Origin of the sequence: Streptococcus mitis (assembly GCF_026782895.1) — a bacterium.
Classification (GTDB): domain Bacteria; phylum Bacillota; class Bacilli; order Lactobacillales; family Streptococcaceae; genus Streptococcus; species Streptococcus mitis_CB.
The window spans coordinates 180,274-201,290 of the sequence record NZ_JAKUXJ010000006.1 but is presented as its reverse complement, the minus strand read 5'-3'; the positions used below and the strand labels follow the sequence as shown (position 1 = coordinate 201,290).

Annotated in this window: 18 protein-coding genes and 1 other RNA gene; 17 read left to right on the top strand and 2 right to left on the bottom strand. The window is 40.6% G+C overall.

The features are described from left to right. Positions 1 to 78: 78 nt before the first annotated feature. The 3 genes from cpsA to MK480_RS08585 all read left to right on the top strand — a co-directional run bounded on the left by cpsA (position 79) and on the right by MK480_RS08585 (position 5,013). A complete protein-coding gene (gene cpsA / locus MK480_RS08600; protein ID WP_261020301.1) occupies positions 79 to 1,524 on the top strand; it encodes an LCP family glycopolymer transferase CpsA in 1,446 nt (481 codons plus the stop codon). A gap of 206 nt (positions 1,525 to 1,730) precedes the next feature. Beyond that, a complete protein-coding gene (gene glf, locus MK480_RS08590) occupies positions 1,731 to 2,834 on the top strand; it encodes a UDP-galactopyranose mutase (RefSeq protein ID WP_261020303.1) in 1,104 nt (367 codons plus the stop codon). Between the two features lie 199 nt (positions 2,835 to 3,033). After that, positions 3,034 to 5,013 (top strand): peptide ABC transporter substrate-binding protein, encoded by a 1,980-nt coding sequence (locus tag MK480_RS08585; RefSeq protein WP_268707526.1) that lies wholly within the window; start codon positions 3,034 to 3,036, stop codon positions 5,011 to 5,013. Positions 5,014 to 5,154: 141 nt separating this feature from the next. Here MK480_RS08585 and pbp1a read toward each other — a convergent pair whose 3' ends face one another. Continuing rightward, the gene (gene pbp1a / locus MK480_RS08580; protein ID WP_261020306.1) at positions 5,155 to 7,338 is read right to left on the bottom strand and encodes a penicillin-binding protein PBP1A; all 2,184 of its coding nucleotides are present in this window, start codon (positions 7,336 to 7,338) and stop codon (positions 5,155 to 5,157) included. Then, positions 7,335 to 7,931 (bottom strand): Holliday junction resolvase RecU, encoded by a 597-nt coding sequence (gene recU / locus MK480_RS08575; RefSeq protein ID WP_033685492.1) that lies wholly within the window; start codon positions 7,929 to 7,931, stop codon positions 7,335 to 7,337. The genes pbp1a and recU overlap by 4 nt, the downstream gene beginning before the upstream one ends. Positions 7,932 to 7,997: 66 nt before the next feature. On the opposite strand from recU, the gene MK480_RS08570 reads away from it, so the two are divergent. From MK480_RS08570 to MK480_RS08505, 14 genes are all read left to right on the top strand, one after another. Next, on the top strand, positions 7,998 to 8,525 hold the full coding sequence (locus tag MK480_RS08570; RefSeq protein WP_125393566.1) for an SLOG family protein: 528 nt from the start codon (positions 7,998 to 8,000) through the stop codon (positions 8,523 to 8,525). Positions 8,526 to 8,597: 72 nt separating this feature from the next. Then, on the top strand, positions 8,598 to 8,927 hold the full coding sequence (gene gpsB / locus MK480_RS08565) for a cell division regulator GpsB (RefSeq protein ID WP_023946600.1): 330 nt from the start codon (positions 8,598 to 8,600) through the stop codon (positions 8,925 to 8,927). Positions 8,928 to 8,947: 20 nt separating this feature from the next. After that, positions 8,948 to 9,329: RNase P RNA component class B (gene rnpB, locus MK480_RS08560), an RNA gene on the top strand. Between the two features lie 85 nt (positions 9,330 to 9,414). After that, positions 9,415 to 10,572: a THUMP domain-containing class I SAM-dependent RNA methyltransferase gene (locus MK480_RS08555; RefSeq protein ID WP_153199590.1), complete on the top strand. Its 1,158-nt coding sequence runs from the start codon at positions 9,415 to 9,417 to the stop codon at positions 10,570 to 10,572. Positions 10,573 to 10,584: 12 nt separating this feature from the next. After that, a complete protein-coding gene (gene mapZ, locus MK480_RS08550; RefSeq protein ID WP_268707525.1) occupies positions 10,585 to 11,991 on the top strand; it encodes a cell division site-positioning protein MapZ in 1,407 nt (468 codons plus the stop codon). A gap of 75 nt (positions 11,992 to 12,066) precedes the next feature. Then, positions 12,067 to 13,491 (top strand): NADP-dependent phosphogluconate dehydrogenase, encoded by a 1,425-nt coding sequence (gene gndA / locus MK480_RS08545; RefSeq protein ID WP_153199585.1) that lies wholly within the window; start codon positions 12,067 to 12,069, stop codon positions 13,489 to 13,491. 11 nt (positions 13,492 to 13,502) lie between these two features. Continuing rightward, positions 13,503 to 14,192, top strand: a complete 690-nt coding sequence (locus MK480_RS08540) for a response regulator transcription factor (protein WP_153199583.1) — start codon at positions 13,503 to 13,505, stop codon at positions 14,190 to 14,192. Positions 14,193 to 14,290: 98 nt separating this feature from the next. After that, positions 14,291 to 15,208 carry an N-acetylmuramoyl-L-alanine amidase family protein gene (locus MK480_RS08535; protein ID WP_261011253.1) on the top strand — a complete coding sequence of 306 codons (918 nt, stop codon included), beginning with the start codon at positions 14,291 to 14,293 and terminating at the stop codon, positions 15,206 to 15,208. 227 nt (positions 15,209 to 15,435) lie between these two features. Beyond that, positions 15,436 to 16,314 (top strand): mevalonate kinase, encoded by an 879-nt coding sequence (gene mvk, locus MK480_RS08530; protein WP_045612245.1) that lies wholly within the window; start codon positions 15,436 to 15,438, stop codon positions 16,312 to 16,314. Then, positions 16,296 to 17,249, top strand: coding sequence for a diphosphomevalonate decarboxylase (mvaD, locus tag MK480_RS08525; RefSeq protein ID WP_045612244.1), 954 nt, complete (start codon positions 16,296 to 16,298; stop codon positions 17,247 to 17,249). Before mvk ends, mvaD begins: the two co-directional genes overlap by 19 nt. Continuing rightward, the gene (locus MK480_RS08520) at positions 17,236 to 18,243 is read left to right on the top strand and encodes a phosphomevalonate kinase (protein ID WP_268707524.1); all 1,008 of its coding nucleotides are present in this window, start codon (positions 17,236 to 17,238) and stop codon (positions 18,241 to 18,243) included. Before mvaD ends, MK480_RS08520 begins: the two co-directional genes overlap by 14 nt. After that, positions 18,227 to 19,237, top strand: coding sequence for a type 2 isopentenyl-diphosphate Delta-isomerase (gene fni, locus MK480_RS08515; protein ID WP_268707523.1), 1,011 nt, complete (start codon positions 18,227 to 18,229; stop codon positions 19,235 to 19,237). The genes MK480_RS08520 and fni overlap by 17 nt, the downstream gene beginning before the upstream one ends. A 76-nt stretch (positions 19,238 to 19,313) precedes the next feature. After that, positions 19,314 to 20,012, top strand: coding sequence for a cell wall-active antibiotics response protein LiaF (liaF, locus tag MK480_RS08510; RefSeq protein ID WP_001224652.1), 699 nt, complete (start codon positions 19,314 to 19,316; stop codon positions 20,010 to 20,012). Next, positions 20,009 to 21,004 (top strand): envelope stress sensor histidine kinase LiaS, encoded by a 996-nt coding sequence (locus MK480_RS08505; protein ID WP_268707522.1) that lies wholly within the window; start codon positions 20,009 to 20,011, stop codon positions 21,002 to 21,004. Before liaF ends, MK480_RS08505 begins: the two co-directional genes overlap by 4 nt. The last annotated feature ends 13 nt before the right edge of the window (positions 21,005 to 21,017 follow it).

Sequence of the window (21,017 nt, the reverse complement as noted above, 5' to 3'; positions counted from 1 at the left end):
CCTAAGCGGATTTACCCCGCAAGTGTATTTTTTTATGATATAATAAAATGAAATAAAAATTGATAATAGAGGTATATCGTGAGTAGATCTTCGAAGCGAGCTCGTAAGGGTAAAACAAAAATATTGATTAGTTGGGGGTTGCTAGCTATCTATGCATTACTAGCAGTCTTTTTATTGTTTTTGATTTTCAAGTATAATATGCTAGCCTTCCGATATCTCAATATAGTGGTTGCTGTCTTAATTGTAGCCTTAGCCATCTTGTGCTTCTTTTTAATTCGGTCTAAGAAAGCTAAAAATCTAACGCTGATTTTATTACTGCTTGGTGTGTTAATCAATGGAACTTCTCTCTTTGCTGTAGGGCAGTTCATTGGATTTACCAGTCGCCTGAATGCGACATCGAACTACTCACATTATTCGATGAGTATTGCGGTATTAGCAGATAGTTCAATTGATAATATCAGTCAGGTAACCAGTGTAACGGGGCCGACTGGGACGGATAAGGATAATATCCAACAGTTGATGAATGATCTTAAGGCTAGTCAAAATAAGGAATTGACAGTCGAAGAAAGCAGATCCTATCTTGCGGCCTATAAGAGCTTGTTAGCTGGAGATACAAAGGCAATCCTTCTAAACAGTGTCTTTGAAAACATTATCGAATCCGAATATCCAGACTATGCTTCAAAGATTAAGAAAATCTATACCAAAGAATTGACTAAGAAGGTTGAAACTCCAAAGGATGTCAAAGGTGACAGTTTCAATGTTTATATCAGCGGAATTGATACTTACGGTCCAATTAGTTCAGTTTCTCGTTCGGATGTCAATATCATTATGACAGTGAATCGCGAAACTAAAAAGATTCTCTTGACAACGACACCTCGTGATTCCTATGTTCCAATTGCAGATGGTGGTAACAACCAAAAAGATAAGTTGACCCATGCGGGGATTTATGGAGTAGATGCTTCCATTCATACCCTGGAAAATCTCTACGGTATTGACTTGAACTATTACGCTCGTTTGAATTTCACTTCTTTCTTGAAATTAATAGATCTTCTCGGTGGAGTTGATGTTCATAATGATCAAGAATTTACTGCTCATACAAATGGGAAGTTCTATCCTGTAGGGAATGTTCATCTTGACTCGGAGCAAGCTCTTAGCTTTGTACGTGAGCGTTATTCATTGGCAGATGGAGACCGAGATCGTGGTCGTAACCAGCAAAAAGTTATTGTCGCTATTTTGCAAAAGTTAACTTCGACAGAAGCTTTGAAAAATTATGACAGTATTATAAAGGGTCTACAAGATTCCGTGCAAACCAATATGCCACTTGAAACCATGATGAACCTGGCCAATGCCCAACTTGAGAGTGGTGGAACTTATAAGATTAATTCGCAAGATCTTAAAGGAACAGGGCGTATGGATTTGCCATCCTATGCCATGCCTGATAGCAACCTTTACATGATGGAGATAAGTGATAGCAGTTTAGAGTCAGTCAAGGCTGCAATCAATGATGTGATGGAAGGAAAATAAGACACAATGATTGATATTCATTCGTATATCGTATTTGGTGTGGATGATGTTTTAAAATCTAAGCAAGAAAGCAAGGTCCTTTTGACAGAAGCTTATGGACAAGAAGTACGGACTTGAGATGTAAAACATGCAATTGTAACATCGATTAAAGTTATCCATCTTGTACAATTGCTACAACAGTTTGTTAAAAATAAAAGGAGGGAGTTATGTACGATTATCTTGTCGTTGGTGCTGGTCTTTTTGGTGCAGTCTTTGCCCATGAAGCAGCCCTAAAAGGAAAAAAAGTAAAAGTCATTGAAAAACGAAATCATATCGCGGGTAATATCTATACTCGTGAAGAGGAAGGAATTCAAGTTCATCAGTATGGTGCTCATATTTTTCATACTTCTGATAAGGAGATTTGGGATTATGTAAATCAGTTTGCAGAATTTAACCGTTACACAAACTCCCCTGTTGCTAATTATAAGGGTGAGATTTATAACCTTCCTTTTAATATGAATACCTTCAATAAACTTTGGGGAGTTGTAACGCCAGCAGAAGCACAGGCTAAGATTGATGAGCAACGTGCTGTTTTAAATGGCAAAACTCCTGAAAATTTGGAAGAACAGGCTATTTCTCTTGTAGGTACAGACATCTACGAAAAATTAATCAAAGATTATACAGAGAAACAGTGGGGCAAGCCAACTACGGAACTTCCAGCCTTTATCATTCGCCGTTTGCCAGTACGTCTGACCTATGATAACAACTATTTTAATGATACCTATCAAGGGATTCCAATTGGTGGTTACACTCAAATAGTTGAAAAAATGTTGGATCATGAAAACATTGATGTAGAAACAAATGTTGATTTCTTTGCGAATAAAGAGCAATATATGAAGGATTTCCCTAAGATTGTCTTTACTGGTATGATTGATGAATTCTTCGACTATAAGTTGGGTGAACTAGAGTACCGTAGTCTTCGTTTTGAAAACGAGACCTTGGATATGGAGAATTACCAAGGAAATGCAGTTGTGAACTATACAGATTCAGATACCCCATATACTCGCATTATTGAACACAAACATTTTGAGTTTGGGAATCAAGCAAAGACGATCATTACTAAAGAACATTCTAAAACATGGGAAAAAGGTGATGAGCCTTATTATCCAGTTAATAATGATCGTAATAATCATTTGTATAAATCATATAAAAAATTGGCTGATGAGCAAGGCAATGTTATCTTTGGTGGCCGCTTAGGACATTATCGTTATTACGATATGCACCAGGTAATCGGAGCTGCCTTGCAGTGTGTAAGAAATGAGTTAGATTAAACAACTAAAACTGTTTACAGTAGCTATTTAGTAATATGATTGATCATTCCTTGACTACCTAGTGTAGTCGAGGTTTTTTGATAGTATTCATATTTTTACAACCTTATTGTTTAAAAAATAATTTTCAAAAATTCTGAAAATTGTATTGACAGGATTAGAAAAAGGGTCTATAATGAATAAAAAAACAAAGGAGAAGACTATGAAAACAAGAAAAGTATTGGCTCTTGCGGGAGTGACTTTATTAGCAGCGGGTGTTTTAGCTGCTTGTTCTGGTGGTTCTGGTGCTAAAGGTGAGCAGACTTTTGCATTTACATACGAGAAAGATCCTGATAATCTTAATTATTTAACAACTGGTAAAGCTTCAACATCTGATATTACTAGTAATGTGATTGACGGATTGCTTGAAAATGATAAATACGGGAACCTTATTCCTTCATTGGCAGAAGACTGGTCAGTATCTAAAGATGGTTTGACTTACACCTACACTATTCGTAAGGACGCAAAATGGTACACATCCGAAGGAGAAGAGTATGCTCCTGTTAAGGCTCAGGACTTTGTGACAGGACTTAAATATGCAACGGATAAGAAATCAGAAGCTCTTTACTTGGTACAAGATTCGATCAAAGGTCTGGATGCCTATGCTAAAGGGGAAATTAAAGATTTCTCTCAAGTTGGGATTAAAGCACTTGATGATCAAACAGTCCAATACACTTTGAACAAACCTGAAAGCTTTTGGAATTCTAAAACAACTATGGGTGTGCTTGCGCCAGTCAATGAAGAGTTTTTGAACTCAAAAGGGGATGATTTTGCCAAAGCTACGGATCCAAGCAGTATCTTGTACAATGGCCCTTATTTGTTGAAATCTATTGTGACCAAATCTTCTGTTGAATTTGCGAAAAATCCGAACTACTGGGATAAGGATAATGTGCATATTGACAAGATCAAATTGTCATTCTGGGATGGTCAAGATACTAGTAAACCTGCAGAAAACTTTAAAGATGGTAGCCTTACAGCAGCTCGTCTCTATCCAACAAGTGCAAGTTTCGCAGAGCTTGAGAAAGAGATGAAGGATAATATTGTCTATACTCAACAAGACTCTACTACGTATCTAGTGGGAACAAATATTGATCGTCAGTCCTATAAATATACTTCTAAGACTAGTGACGAACAAAAGACTTCTACTAAAAAGGCTCTCTTAAATAAGGATTTCCGCCAAGCTATTGCCTTTGGTTTTGACCGTACAGCTTATGCCTCTCAGCTAAATGGAGAAACTGGAGCAAGCAAAATCTTGCGCAATCTCTTTGTTCCACCAACATTTGTTCAAGCAGATGGGAAAAACTTTGGCGATATGGTCAAAGAAAAATTGGTGACTTATGGGGATGAATGGAAGGATGTTAATCTTGCCGATGCACAGGATGGCCTTTACAATCCAGAGAAAGCCAAGGCTGAATTTGCTAAAGCTAAATCAGCCTTACAAGCAGAAGGAGTCCAATTCCCAATTCACCTAGATATGCCTGTTGACCAAACAGCAACTACAAAAGTTCAGCGCGTGCAATCTATGAAACAATCCTTGGAAGCGACTTTAGGAACTGATAATGTCATTATTGATATTCAACAACTACAAAAAGATGAAGTAAACAATATTACATATTTTGCTGAAAATGCTGCTGGCGAAGACTGGGATTTATCAGATAATGTCGGTTGGGGTCCAGACTTTGCCGATCCATCAACTTACCTTGACATCATCAAACCATCTGTAGGAGAAAGTACTAAAACATATTTAGGATTTGACTCAGGGAAAGATAATGTAGCTGCTAAAAAAGTAGGTCTATATGACTACGAGAAATTGGTTACTGAAGCTGGTGATGAGTCTATAGATGTTGCTAAACGATATGATAAATACGCTGCAGCTCAAGCTTGGTTGACAGATAGTGCTTTGATTATTCCAACTACATCTCGTACAGGGCGTCCAATCTTGTCTAAGATGGTACCATTTACAATACCATTTGCATTGTCAGGAAACAAAGGAACAAGTGAACCACTCTTGTATAAATACCTTGAACTTCAAGACAAGGCAGTCACTGCAGATGAATACCAAAAAGCCCAAGATAAATGGATGAAAGAAAAAGAAGAGTCCAATAAAAAAGCGCAAGAAGAGCTCGCAAAACATGTGAAATAAGATAAAAAGAAGTTAGTTGTTCGCTAACTTCTTTTGGTTTATCGAAAATGAATTGGTGCCGATCATCGCTTTTAGATATGATAGATCCTATTTTGTTGAAGAAAAAATCCTGAGCCTTTATTCTCAGAATTTTCTTTTATCTTACTGTTGTGGTTGCTGTTGAACTTGTGGATTTTGTGGCGTTGGTTGTACTGGTTGTGTCGGTTGAACAGCCTGGCCAGCTTGTCCTTGATTAGGATCAGTTGCTGGAGCATTATTGGGTTGTTGACCAACCGTCGTACTTGCCTGTGTAGTTGAACTTTCAGCTGTTGTGCTTGGAGTTTCTACCGTTTGTGTTTGTTGTGTTGCTGAATTATTCCATGTGTTCTTCGCGTTGTTCTGGAAGACGAATTCTCCATTTCGGAACAGGCCGTCTGGCATCGTCCAATCTCCAGGTTGATCATCTTCTGATAGATACGATATCATTGAGCGATAAACCTTAGCAGCAACTAGGAAACCATCTCCAACGATTGGAGTTAAACGATTTGAGTAACCAGTCCATACAGCCATAGAATACTTACGAGTATAACCTACAAACATTTCATCTGGAGCTACGTAGCCAGTGTTCTTGATATACTTTTCAATTTCGTCATCAGTATAGTTAGAAGTACCTGTCTTACCTGCTTGTGGAAGCCATGGTAGGTAAGCACCACGTCCGGTTCCGTAAGCTAAAACAGTTTTCATCATTTCGGTCATCATATAGGCAGTAGTTTCTTTCATAGCTCGTGTACCAGCATCTGAAAATTCTTTTTCACTACCGTCACTGAAGACGACCTTATTGATATACATTGGCTTGTGGTAAATACCACCGTTGGCAAAAGCAGCATAGGCTGCAGCCATTTTTTCACTACTTGCTCCGTATTGTTTATTAGATTCTGTTGTATTACTTGATATGGCGTTAGAATAATGCATATCTGGATAGTCAATTCCTAAACCATTTAAGAAGGTTTTTGCACGATTTAATCCAACTTTGTTGAGTGTTTCTACAGCAGGAACATTGCGAGATTGCTGTAGTGCATATTGCAGGGTGATATTACCGAAGTATCCTCTATCCCAGTTGTAGACAGGGGTATTTGTTCCAGGATAATTATACGGGATATCGCGTACAATGGTAGCAGTTGAGTCATAGATATCAAATTCCAAAGCAGGAGCATAATCAGTGATGGGTTTCATTGATGATCCCCAGTCACGATTGGTCTCCACAGCCTGGTTGGTGCCGAATGAAACATTACTTGCTTGATGACGAGCACCAAGTTGTGCAATAACGTTACCATTAGATACATCTACAATAGTCGAAGCTACTTGCATGTCATCATCAGGATAAGTGACATATTGGTCGGTGTTATAAACATCCCAGAGTCGTTGTTGGACATCTTTGTCCACATTTGTATAGACATCCATACCTGTAGTAAGAAGGTTGTAACCAGTTTCTTGTTCAACTTGGTCGATTACTTCTTTAAGGTAGTTGTCCATGTATGCAGGATAGCTGTTACCGGATTTCAGGCTTTGTAGACCATCGGTAACAGGGGTATTAATAGCTTTTTCATAATCTTCTGCACTAATGTATTTTTGCCCTTTCATTTCTGAAAGTACCAAGTTACGACGCTCTAGAGCAGCTTCTGGATGGGAATAAGGATCATATTGGTTTGGCGCTTGAGGCATTCCAGCCAAGAGTGCTAACTGTGGCAAGCTTAAGTCCTTCAAGTCTTTTCCATAGTAATTTTGGGCTGCGGTTTGCATTCCATAGTTACCGTTGGACATGTAGACTTTATTGATGTAATAGGTCAGGATTTCTTGCTTGGTTGCTTTTTGCTCTAGTTGAACGGCTAGCCAAGCTTCTTGAGCTTTACGTGACAAGGTTTGATCAGCAGTTGAAGTAGAAAAATAAGTCAATTTAATTAATTGTTGTGTCAAGGTTGAGGCACCTTGTAGACCTCCTCCTTGTAGATTTCTCAATGCTGCTCCCATGATACGAATAGTATCAACACCTCTATGATCAAAAAAACGGTGGTCTTCGATAGACACAATTGCCTTGACTAAGTCAGTAGGAATTTCATTTGCTTGGGCATTTACGCGACGTTCAGATCCAAGGTCAGCAATCAGTTCGTTTTTGTTGTCATAAATCTTGCTAGAGGTTGTCGCAACTAATTTACTTTCAGATAAGGCTGGAGCCTTGCTAACAAAGTAGAGGAAGACACCTCCACCTAATAGAAATAATGCGATAAATAAGGTAAGAAATGTAATTCCAATATACTTTAAGAATCGCAGAATAGTTTGTTTATTCATCTTGTTTTACCACCTAGTAAACGTTCTTTGATAATATCGAGATAGGGAATTTGAGGGAAAGCTCCTTGCTTTATTAAATATCCGTATTCTTGAATATATCCAAGTGGCATTGATTTTTGGCCCTTATCTTGATGATAAAAGCGAATCAAATCAAGTGCCGGCAACAAATAAGTTTCTTGTCGAGAAGAAAAATGAAGTAGTACGAAGCAAATGCCCTGCTGTTCTAGAACTTGTTCCATATGTTGAATCTGGTGAAGATGGAAGTTCTTCATTGGGATAGCATTTTTTTGCCGCGTTTCCTTGGCTTCAAAGTCAATGTAATGTCCTCTATATACGCCAGAGTAATCTGTTGTGGAAGCTTGTCTAAAGTAGGCTTCTACAATTTTGGCTCGACTACGTTGAGGATAGTCTACTCGAACAATCTGAACAGGCGTTGGCTTTTTATGGATAACTGCCATACCATGCGTCAGATAGTAGTCGTTTGTAGCGTTAATCATCTTTTCAAAAGTCATTCCTCGATTTGCGAAATTTTTTGGTTGAGAAATGGATGTTTGGCTTTTTTTTGATGAAATTTTATGAGGATAGTTGACCATATTTCTCCTTATTGGTACAATAACATCACTCTATTATACCATAAAAATAGAAAGAAAGGTGTAAAAATGACTACAGCTTTAATTATGGGATATTCTAATTTTGACTTGGGTTTGTTTTCTGACAAGGATCCTCGTCTTAAATTGATTAAAAAAGCGATACGTAGGGATTTAGAAGCTATGGCAGAAGATGGGGTGACTTGGCTTGTATTTACAGGGACTTTGGGCTTTGAATATTGGGTTTTAGAGGTTGCTCAGGAAATGAAGACCGAATACGGTTTCCAGTTGGCCACCATTTTTGCTTTTGAAACCCATGGGGAAAATTGGAATGAAGGCAATCAGATGAAACTGAGCCAATTTAAGCAGGTCGATTTTGTCAAATATGCCTATCCTAAATATGAACATATGGGGCAACTACGAGACTACCAACGATTTTTGCTGGAAAATACTGATTTAGCTTATTTTTTCTATGACCCAGAAAATGAGACCAAATTAAAATTTATAGACAATTTGATGAAAAATCAGGAAGGTTATCGCATAAAAAGGTTAACGTTTGAAGACTTAAATGAGTTAGTAGAAAATTTTTCTGAAAAGTAAGCCTTTGACCTTGATTTTTGTTTGCCTTTTTTTATATAATAATACTATTAGAAACCGAGAATGGAGAGAGAGATGGCAGGTATTATTTTTTCAGCGAAAGATATTTTCGAGCAAGAGTTTGGACGTGAAGTCCGTGGGTATAGTAAGGTTGAAGTTGATGAATTTTTGGACGATGTCATCAAGGACTATGAAACTTATGCTGCCTTAGTCAAGTCTCTCCGTCAAGAAATTGCAGAGTTGAAGGAAGAATTGTCTCGCAAACCTGAATCTGCACCGGTTCAAGCAGAACCACTTGAAATGACAGCAACAACTTCTATGACGAATTTTGATATTTTAAAACGTCTAAATCGTCTTGAGAAAGAAGTATTTGGTAAACAAATTTTGGATAACTCTGATTTATAAGAGCTTATTTGAAAAGTGCAATTTTTGGATAATCGCGTGAGGAGAATTTCTTTTCATGAGGAAAGTCCATGCTAGCACAGGCTGTGATGCCTGTAGTGTTTGTGCTAGGCGAATCCATAAGCCTAGGGACGAGAGATCGTTACGGCAGTCGAAATGGCTAAGTCCTTGGATAGGCCAGAGTAGGCTTGAAAGTGCCACAGTGACGGAGTCTTTCTGGAAACAGAGAGAGTGGAACGCGGTAAACCCCTCAAGCTAGCAACCCAAATTTCGGTCGGGGCATGGAGTACACGGAAACGAACGTAGTACTCTGACTGCTACCAGCTGTAAGCTGTTAGTGGTAGACAGATGATTATCGAAGGAAGTGGTCCTAGTCACTTCTGGAACAAAACATGGCTTATAGAAAATTGCATATAGGTTGGGGCTGAGAAAACTTTCTCAACCTCATTTTTTAAAGTGGACATATAGAAAGGTCTTATAAGACTGTAACATGAAAAAAGAATTTAATTTAATCGCTACTGCTGCAGCGGGTCTTGAGGCTGTCGTTGGTCGTGAGGTGCGAGAGTTGGGCTACGATTGTCAGGTTGAAAATGGACGTGTTCGTTTTCAAGGAGACGTGAGAGCCATTATCGAAACCAACCTCTGGCTTCGGGCAGCAGACCGTATCAAGATTATCGTAGGAACTTTTCCAGCTAAGACTTTTGAGGAGCTCTTTCAGGGAGTTTTCGCTCTAGATTGGGAAAATTATTTACCGCTTGGGGCTCGTTTTCCGATTTCGAAAGCCAAATGTGTTAAATCTAAACTTCACAATGAGCCCAGTGTTCAGGCTATTTCAAAGAAGGCTGTTGTTAAGAAATTGCAGAAACACTATGCCCGTCCAGAAGGTGTTCCCTTGATGGAGAATGGTCCAGAGTTTAAGATTGAGGTCTCTATTCTTAAAGACATAGCAACTGTCATGATTGATACGACAGGCTCCAGTCTCTTTAAACGTGGCTATCGTACCGAAAAGGGTGGGGCTCCTATCAAGGAAAATATGGCGGCAGCCATTTTGCAACTCTCTAACTGGTATCCAGACAAGCCCTTGATTGATCCAACCTGTGGTTCAGGAACTTTCTGTATCGAGGCAGTTATGATTGCTAGGAAGATGGCTCCAGGTCTTCGTCGCTCCTTTGCTTTTGAGGAATGGAACTGGATTAGCGATCGCTTGATCCAGGAAGTTCGCACAGAGGCGGCTAAGAAAGTGGATCGTGAGCTGGAACTGGATATCATGGGCTGTGATATCGATGCACATATGGTGGAAATTGCTAAGGCCAATGCTCAGGCAGCAGGTGTTGCAGGAGATATTACCTTTAAGCAGATGCGCGTGCAGGATTTGCGTTCTGATAAAATAAATGGAGTGATTATCTCTAATCCACCTTATGGGGAACGCTTGTCAGATGATGCAGGAGTTACCAAGCTTTATGCTGAAATGGGGCAAGTATTTGCTCCTCTGAAAACTTGGAGCAAGTTTATCTTAACCAGTGATGAAGCCTTTGAGACCAAGTACGGTAGTCAGGCGGATAAGAAACGGAAGTTGTACAACGGAACTTTAAAAGTTGATTTGTATCAATATTTTGGTCAGCGTGTTAAACGTCAGGAAGTAAAGTAGGAAGGAAAACTCATGAGTAAGAAAAGACGGAATCGTCATAAAACAGAACATAAAGAAGCGCAATTTGATTTTGATGATGCCAAAGAGCTAACGGTTGGAGAAGCTATGCGAAAAAATGAAGAGGTGGAAGCAGGTGTGTTGCCTGGAGATTCTATCTTGGACAAGTATGTGAAACAACATAAAGATGAAATTGAGGCAGATAAGTTTGCGACTCGCCAATACAAAAAAGAGGAGTTAATCGAAACACAGAGTCTGGATGACTTGATTCAAGAGGTGCGTGAAGCTGTAGAGGAGTCAGAAGCCTATTCAGAGGAAGTTCTATCGTCTGAAGCTATCTTACCTCCACTGCCTCTGGACGATGAGGATAAAGACTGGGATCCTATAGTACTAGAGGATGAAAATTCAGCAGAAATGACTGGGGAAGTGGAAGAGGAGAAAAAACTTTCTCGTCTGGATCAAGAGGACCCAGAAAAGAAAAGTAAAAAAGGTTTTGTTTTGACCGCTTTGGCGCTCGTATCAGTGGTTATCTGTGTCAGTGCTTATTATGTCTATCGTCAAGTGACCCGTTCGACCAAGGAAATCCAGACTTCTCAATCAACTACAAATACGCAGTCAGATGTAGAAGAATTCAATAATTTATATGATGGCTTCTATACAGATAGCAACAAAACGGCTTTGAAAAATAGCCAGTTTGATAAACTGAGCCAACTTAAAACTTTGCTTGATAAGCTAGAAGGTAGTCGCGAACATACCCTTGCCAAATCGAAGTATGATAGTCTAGCAACTCAAATCAAGGCCATTCAAGATGTCAATGCACAATTTGAAAAACCAGCTATTGTTGATGGTGTTTTGGATACCAATGCCAAAGCCAAATCGAATGCTAAATTTACGGATATTAAAACTGGAAATACAGAACTTGATAAAGTTCTAGATAAGGCTATCAGCCTTGGTAAGAGCCAGCAAACAAGTGCTTCAAGCTCAAGTTCAAGTGAAACTAGCAGCTCAAGTTCTCGCCAAGCAAGTGAAAATACGACTAGTGAGACAAAACCAAGTAGTTCAAATACGGCATCAAATGAAACTAGAAGTTCTCATAGTGAAGTCAATATGGGTCTATCAAGTGCGGGTGTTTCTGTTCAAAGAAGTGCTAGTCGTGTTGCCTACAATCAATCTGCTATTGATGATAGCAATAATTCTGCCTGGGATTTCGCGGATGGTGTCTTAGAACAAATTCTAGCGACTTCACGTTCACGTGGTTATATCACTGGTAACCAATATATCCTTGAACGTGTTAATATCGTTAATGGCAATGGTTATTACAACCTCTACAAGCCAGATGGAACCTATCTCTTTACCCTTAACTGTAAGACAGGATACTTTGTTGGAAATGGTTCTGGACATGCAGATGCTTTGGACTACTAAGCAGTCGTTACAAAATTCTTTCTTTTCAAAAGTAAAAATGATAAAATAAAACAAATTAAACAAGAGGAGTGTCAAATGACAAAAGCTAACTTTGGTGTTGTTGGTATGGCCGTAATGGGTCGTAACCTTGCCCTTAATATTGAATCTCGTGGTTACACAGTTGCTATTTACAACCGTAGTAAAGAAAAAACTGAAGATGTAATTGCTTGTCATCCTGAAAAGAAGTTTGTACCAAGCTATGACGTTGAAAGTTTTGTAAACTCAATCGAAAAACCTCGTCGTATCATGCTGATGGTTCAAGCTGGACCTGGTACAGATGCTACAATTCAAGCCCTTCTTCCACACCTTGACAAAGGTGACATCTTGATTGACGGAGGAAACACTTTCTACAAAGATACAATCCGTCGTAATGAAGAATTAGCAAACTCAGGTATCAACTTTATCGGTACTGGGGTTTCTGGTGGTGAAAAAGGTGCCCTAGAAGGTCCTTCTATCATGCCTGGTGGACAAAAAGAGGCCTACGAATTGGTTGCGGATGTTCTTGAAGAAATCTCAGCTAAAGCACCAGAAGATGGCAAACCATGTGTGACTTACATCGGTCCTGATGGAGCTGGTCACTATGTGAAAATGGTTCACAACGGTATCGAGTATGGTGACATGCAATTGATCGCAGAAAGCTATGACTTGATGCAACACTTGCTAGGCCTTTCTGCAGAAGATATGGCTGAAATCTTTACTGAGTGGAACAAGGGTGAATTGGACAGCTACTTAATCGAAATCACAGCTGATATCTTGAGCCGTAAAGACGATGAAGGTCAAGATGGACCAATCGTAGACTACATCCTTGATGCTGCAGGTAACAAGGGAACTGGTAAATGGACTAGCCAATCATCACTTGACCTTGGTGTGCCATTGTCACTAATCACTGAGTCAGTATTTGCACGTTACATCTCTACTTACAAAGAAGAACGTGTGCATGCTAGCAAAGTTCTTCCAAAACCAGCTGCCTTCAAATTTGAAGGAGACAAGGCTGAGTTGATTGAAAAGATCCGTCAAGCCCTTTACTTCTCAAAAATCATTTCATACGCACAAGGTTTTGCGCAATTGCGTGTAGCTTCTAAAGAAAACAACTGGAACTTGCCATTTGCAGATATCGCATCTATCTGGCGTGATGGCTGTATCATCCGTTCTCGTTTCTTGCAAAAGATTACAGATGCTTACAACCGTGATGCAGACCTTGCTAACCTTCTTTTGGATGAGTACTTCTTGGATGTTACTGCTAAGTACCAACAAGCAGTGCGTGATATCGTAGCTCTTGCTGTTCAAGCTGGTGTGCCAGTACCAACTTTCTCAGCAGCGATTACTTACTTTGATAGCTACCGTTCAGCTGACCTTCCAGCTAACTTGATCCAAGCGCAACGTGACTACTTTGGTGCCCACACTTACCAACGTAAAGACAAAGAAGGAACATTCCACTACTCTTGGTATGACGAAAAATAAGTAGGTCTGCCATGGGGAAACGGATTTTATTACTTGAGAAAGAACGAAATCTAGCTCATTTTTTAAGTTTGGAACTCCAAAAAGAGCAATACCGAGTTGATCAGGTTGAGGAGGGGCAAAAAGCCCTCTCCATGGCTCTTCAGACAGACTATGACTTGATTTTATTGAATGCTCGTCTGGGGGATATGACAGCCCAGGATTTTGCAGATAGGCTGAGTCGGACTAAGCCAGCTTCAATCATCATGGTCTTGGACCATCGTGAAGAATTGCAAGACCAGCTTGAGATAATCCAACGCTTTGCCGTTTCTTACATCTATAAGCCAGTAATCATTGATAATCTGGTAGCTCGTATTTCAGCGATTTTCCGAGGTCGGGACTTCATCGACCAACACTGTAGTCAGATGAAGGTTCCAACGTCTTACCGCAATCTGCGTATGGATGTAGAACATCATACCGTTTATCGTGGCGAAGAGATGATTGCTCTGACCCGTCGTGAGTATGACCTCTTGGCTACTCTTATGGGAAGCAAGAAAGTTCTGACTCGTGAGCAGTTGTTGGAAAGTGTCTGGAAGTATGAAAGTGCAACCGAAACGAATATCGTGGATGTCTATATCCGTTATCTACGTAGCAAGCTGGATGTAAAAGGTCAAAAAAGTTACATTAAAACCGTGCGTGGTGTCGGTTACACCATGCAAGAATAGAAAAGCAGTTGCAGTTTTGTAACTGCTTTTTTGAGGAAATTCTATATATTGACATGTAATTGAATCTTTGCTACAATCAGTTATGGAGGATAGGTCTAATGAAAATCATAAAAAAATTGATGCAAATTGCATTATCAGTTTTTTTCTTTAGCTTACTGGCAACAAGTGCAGTATTGGCGGATACTATAGGTGGACAGTTTGTTGATAAAGATAATAGAAAATATTATATAAAAGATGACCATAAAGCAATCTATTGGCATAAAATAGACGGTAAAACCTACTATTTTGGTGATAGTGGAGAAATGGTAGTTGGTTGGCAATACTTAGAAATCCCTGGGACAGGTTATCGTGATGATTTATTTGATAATCGACCAGTTTTTGAAATTGCCCTTCAACCGAAGTGGTACTACTTTGGACAAGATGGTGTCCTACAAGAATTTGTTGGATGGAAACAATTAGAAGTTAAGGATTCGTTAAATGTTGGTAAAAAACATGGTGAGGGCTTTGAAGGCCCAGAAGTTCTTAAATTAGCAAATTATTACTTTGCTCAAGACCATTCTTTAAAAACAGGTTGGCTTTATGATCAATCCAACTGGTATTACCTAGTAAAAACAGCTTACTTAGGGAAAGACTACTTTGGTGGTGAAAGACGTACAGGCTGGATCAATGATAACTCAACTTGGTACTATCTAGATCCAACAAGTGCTGCAATGCAAACTGGTTGGAAACAACTTGGCAATAAGTGGTACTACCTTCGTTCATCAGGAGCCATGGCGACGGGTTGGTATCAGGAAGGCTCAACTTGGTATTATTTAGACCAGTCAAATGGTGATATGAAAACTGGATGGCAATACCTTGGTAACAAGTGGTACTATCTTCGTTCATCAGGAGCTATGGTCACTGGCTGGTTCCAGGTCGGCAGTAAATGGTACTACGCTTATAGCTCAGGTGCTTTAGCAGTGAATACGACTGTAGATGGCTATTCTGTCAATTATAATGGCGAATGGGTTCAATAATGAAAGAGGCGATTGTGAAGGAAACAATCGCTTTTTTTGTGAAAATATAATAAAATAGATAGGAGAGAATAAATACTTGTAGGAAAAATAATACTCTTCGAAAATCAAATTCAAACCACGTCAGCGTCGCCTTACCGTACTCAAGTACAGCCTGCGGCTAGCTTCCTAGTTTGCTTTTTGATTTTCATTGAGTATGAGACGACTTTTTCGTCTAGTAAAAGGATAACATGACAAAAAAGGTTGGTGTCGGTCAGGCACATAGTAAGATTATTTTAATAGGGGAGCATGCGGTCGTTTACGGCTATCCTGCTATTTCCTTGCCTCTTTTGGAGGTGGAGGTGACTTGTAAGGTAGTTCCTGCAGCGAGTCCTTGGCGTCTCTATGAGGAGGATACTTTGTCCATGGCGGTTTATGCTTCGCTTGAGTATTTGGATATCAAAGAATCCTGCATTCGCTGTGAGATTGACTCGGCTATCCCTGAGAAGCGGGGAATGGGTTCGTCAGCTGCTATCAGTATAGCGGCCACTCGAGCTGTTTTTGACTATTATCAAGCTGACCTGCCTCATGATGTACTAGAAATCTTGGTCAATCGGGCGGAGATGATTGCCCATATGAATCCAAGTGGTTTGGATGCCAAGACCTGTCTCAGTGACCAGCCTATTCGCTTTATTAAGAACGTAGGATTTACAGAGCTTGAGATGAACTTATCCGCCTATTTGGTGATTGCCGATACCGGTGTTTATGGTCATACTCGTGAAGCCATCCAAGTGGTTCAAAACAAGGGCAAGGATGCCCTGCCGTTTTTGCATGCCTTGGGAGAATTGACCCAGCAGGCAGAAGAAGCGATTTCACAAAAAGATGCTGAAGGGCTGGGGGAAATCCTCAGTCAAGCGCATTTACATCTAAAAGAAATTGGTGTTAGTAGCCCTGAGGCAGATTCCCTCGTTGAAACGGCTCTTAATCATGGTGCTTTGGGTGCCAAGATGAGCGGTGGTGGGCTAGGAGGCTGTATCATAGCCTTGGCAGACAATTTGACACACGCACAAGAACTAGCAGAAAGATTAGAAGAGAAAGGAGCTGTTCAGACATGGATAGAGAGCCTGTAAAAGTACGTTCCTACGCAAATATTGCCATTATCAAATATTGGGGAAAGAAAAAAGAAAAAGAGATGGTGCCTGCTACTAGCAGTATCTCTCTGACTTTGGAAAATATGTACACGGAGACGACTTTGTCGCCGCTACCGACGGATGCGATGGCTGATGCATTTTATATCAATGGTCAGTTACAAAATGAGGCGGAGCATGCTAAGATGAGTAAGATTATTGACCGTTATCGTCCAGCTGGTGAGGGCTTTGTCCGTATTGATACTCAGAACAATATGCCTACCGCGGCGGGTCTGTCCTCAAGTTCTAGTGGTTTGTCCGCCCTGGTCAAGGCTTGTAATGCTTATTTCAAGCTTGGATTGGATAGAAGTCAGTTAGCGCAGGAGGCTAAGTTTGCTTCAGGCTCTTCTTCTCGGAGTTTTTATGGACCGCTAGGAGCCTGGGACAAGGATAGTGGAGAAATTTACCCTGTAGAGACAGACTTGAAACTAGCTATGATTATGTTGGTGCTAGAGGATAAGAAAAAACCAATCTCTAGCCGTGACGGGATGAAACTCTGTGTGGAAACTTCGACGACTTTTGACGACTGGGTACGTCAGTCTGAGAAGGATTATCAGGATATGCTGGTTTATCTCAAGGAAAATGACTTTGCCAAGGTTGGGGAGTTAACGGAGGAAAATGCCCTAGCTATGCACGCTACGACCAAAACAGCATCACCAGCCTTTTCTTATCTGACGGATGCGTCTTATGAAGCCATGGACTTTGTTCGCCAGCTACGTGAGCAAGGAGAGGCTTGTTACTTTACTATGGATGCTGGTCCCAATGTCAAGGTCCTCTGTCAGGAGAAAGACTTGGAGCATTTATCAGAAATCTTCGGTCAACGTTATCGCTTGATTGTGTCAAAAACAAAGGATTTGAGCCAAGATGATTGCTGTTAAAACTTGCGGAAAGCTCTATTGGGCAGGTGAATATGCTGTTTTAGAGCCAGGGCAGTTGGCCTTGATAAAGGCCATTCCCATCTATATGAAGGGCGAGATTGCTTTTTCTGATAGTTACCGTATCTACTCAGATATGTTTGGTTTCGCAGTGGATTTGACGCCGAATCCTGACTACAGCTTGATTCAAGAAACGATTGCTTTAGTGGAAGATTTCCTGATTTATCGAGGTCAAACTTTAAAACCTTTTTCTCTAGAAATCCGAGGAAAAATGGAACGAGAAGGGAAAAAGTTTGGTTTAGGTTCTAGTGGCAGCGTCGTTGTCTTGGTTGTCAAAGCTCTGCTAGCTCTATATAATCTTTCTGTTAATCAGGGCCTCTTATTCAAGCTGGCTAGTGCTGTCTTGCTCAAGCGCGGAGACAATGGTTCTATGGGGGACCTTGCCTGTATTGTGGCAGAGGAATTGGTTCTCTACCAGTCATTTGATCGCCAGAAGGTGGCTGCTTGGTTGGAAGAAGAAAATTTGGCGACTGTTCTGGAGCGTGATTGGGGCTTTTCAATTTCACAAGTGAAACCAACTTTAGAATGTGATTTCCTAGTGGGATGGACCAAGGAAGTGGCTGTATCGAGTCACATGGTCCAGCAAATCAAGCAAAATATCAATCAAAATTTTTTAACTTCCTCAAAAGAAACGGTGGCTTCTTTGGTAGAAGCCTTGGAGCAAGGGAATGCAGAAAAAATCATTGAGCAGGTGGAAACAGCCAGCCAGCTTTTAGAAGGCTTGAGTCCAGATATTTACACACCTTCGCTCAGACAGCTGAAAGAAGCCAGTCAAGATTTGCAAGCTGTTGCTAAGAGTAGCGGTGCTGGTGGTGGTGACTGTGGCATTGCCTTGAGTTTTGATGCGCAATCAACCGAAACCTTAAAAACTCGCTGGGCCGATCTCGGGATTGAGCTCTTATACCAAGAAAGGATAGGACATGACGACAAATCGTAAGGATGAGCATATCCGCTATGCCCTTGAGCAGAAAAGTTCCTATAACAGCTTTGATGAGGTGGAGTTGATTCATTCTTCCTTGCCTCTTTACGATCTGGATGAAATCAATCTTTCGACAGAATTTGCTGGTCGTAAGTGGGACTTTCCTTTTTATATCAATGCCATGACGGGTGGAAGCGATAAGGGAAGAGAAATCAATCAAAAGCTGGCTCAGGTGGCGGAAACCTGTGGTATTTTATTTGTAACGGGTTCTTATAGCGCAGCCCTCAAAGATCCAGCAGATGACTCTTTTTCTGTTAAGTCTAGTCATCCAAATCTCCTTCTTGGAACCAATATTGGATTGGATAAGCCGGTTGAACTTGGTTTGCAGACGGTGACGGAGATGAATCCTTTACTTTTACAAGTGCATGTCAATGTCATGCAGGAATTACTCATGCCAGAGGGAGAAAGAATGTTCAGAAGCTGGCAATCGCATCTAGCAGATTATAGCAAGCAAATCCCCGTTCCTATTGTTCTCAAGGAAGTTGGCTTTGGAATGGATGCCAAGACCATCGAAAGAGCCTATGAATTGGGCGTTCGAACCTTTGACCTGTCAGGTCGTGGTGGCACCAGCTTTGCTTATATCGAAAATCGTCGCAGTGGCCAGCGTGATTACCTTAATCAATGGGGGCAATCTACCATGCAGGTCCTTCTCAATGCCCAAGACTGGAAAGACAAGGTTGAACTCTTGGTCAGTGGTGGCGTTCGGAATCCGCTGGATATGATTAAGTGCTTGGTCTTTGGGGCCAAGGCTGTAGGCCTGTCACGAACCGTTCTGGAATTGGTTGAAAGCTACACAGTTGAAGAAGTGATCGACATTGTTCAAGGATGGAAAGCAGATCTACGCTTGATTATGTGTGCCCTTAATTGTGTCACCATAGCAGATTTGCAAAAAGTAGACTATCTTCTTTATGGAAAATTAAAAGAAGCAAAGGATCAGATGAAAAAGGCGTAACCATCGCCTTTTTTCCATCTTCAGACCGAGGTGACTTTTTTGAAGTGTGATAAAATAGAAGAGAGAGGATGAACCTATGAGAAAATTTAAAATCTTTTTATTTATCGAAGCCTGTCTTTTGACAGGAGCTCTGATTTTGATGGTTTCAGAGCATTTTTCGCGTTTTCTGCTGATACTATTCCTCTTTTTACTTTTGATTCGCTATTACACTGGTAAAGAGGGCAATAATCTTCTTTTAGTGGTGGCAACCATTCTCTTCTTTTTCATCGTCATGCTCAATCCTTTTGTGATTCTAGCTATTTTTGTTGCGGTTATATACAGTCTCTTTCTTCTTTACCCGATGATGAATCAGGAAAAAGAGCAAACCAATTTGGTGTTTGAAGAGGTGGTGACGGTTAAGAAGGAGAAAAATCGTTGGTTTGGAAATCTCCATCATTTTTCAAGCTACCAGACTTGCCAGTTTGATGATATCAATCTCTTTCGCCTCATGGGGAAGGACACTATTCATCTGGAGAGGGTCATCTTAACCAATCATGACAATGTCATTATCCTCAGAAAGATGGTAGGAACGACCAAAATCATTGTACCTGTAGATGTGGAAGTCAGTCTCAGCGTTAACTGTCTCTATGGTGATTTGACTTTTTTCAACCAGCCCAAGCGAGCCCTCCGCAATGAACACTATCATCAAGAAACAAGAGACTATCTTAAGAGTAACAAGAGTGTCAAGATTTTCTTGACAACTATGATTGGCGATGTTGAGGTGGTCAGAGGATGAAAAAACAAGCTTATGTAATCATTGCCATTACCTCCTTCCTGTTTGTCTTATTTTTCTCTCACAGCTTGCTGGACATCCTTGACTTTGACTGGTCTATTTTCTTACATGATGTCGAAAAAACAGAAAAATTTATCTTTTTGTTGTTGGTATTTAGCATGTCCATGACCTGCCTCTTAGCCCTGTTTTGGCGAGGTGTTGAAGAGTTTTCTCTCAGAAAAACGCAAGCTAATCTCAAGCGTTTATTGGCAGGACAAGAAGTGGTTCAGCTTGCAGATCCAGATTTGGATGCCAGTTTCAAGTCCTTGTCAGGGAAACTTAACCTTTTGACAGAGACTCTGCAAAAGGCTGAAAATCACAGCCTTGCTCAGGAGGAGGAAATCATCGAGAAGGAACGGAAGCGAATTGCTCGGGATTTGCACGATACAGTCAGTCAGGAGTTGTTTGCGGCTCACATGATTTTGTCAGGTGTCAGTCAGCAGGCTTTGAAATTGGATAGAGAAAAGATGCAGACCCAGTTGCAGAGTGTCACAGCTATTTTAGAAACTGCCCAGAAGGATTTGCGAGTCTTGCTCCTGCATTTGCGACCAGTTGAACTGGAGCAGAAGAGTCTAGTTGAGGGAATCCAAATCCTCTTAAAAGAGCTTGAGGACAAGAGTGATCTCAGAGTTAGTTTCAAGCAAAATGTGACGAAATTGCCTAAGAAAATCGAGGAGCATATCTTCCGTATCCTGCAAGAGTTGATCAGCAATACCCTCCGCCATGCTCAGGCCTCTTGCCTAGATGTCTACCTCTATCAGACAGATGTTGAATTGCAGCTGAAGGTGGTGGACAATGGGATTGGGTTCCAACTGGGGAGCTTAGATGACCTGAGTTATGGACTCCGCAATATCAAGGAGCGGGTTGAAGATATGGCAGGGACGGTTCAGTTATTGACAGCACCCAAGCAAGGGCTGGCAGTTGATATCCGTATTCCCCTGCTTGATAAGGAATGATAAAGGAGTAAAG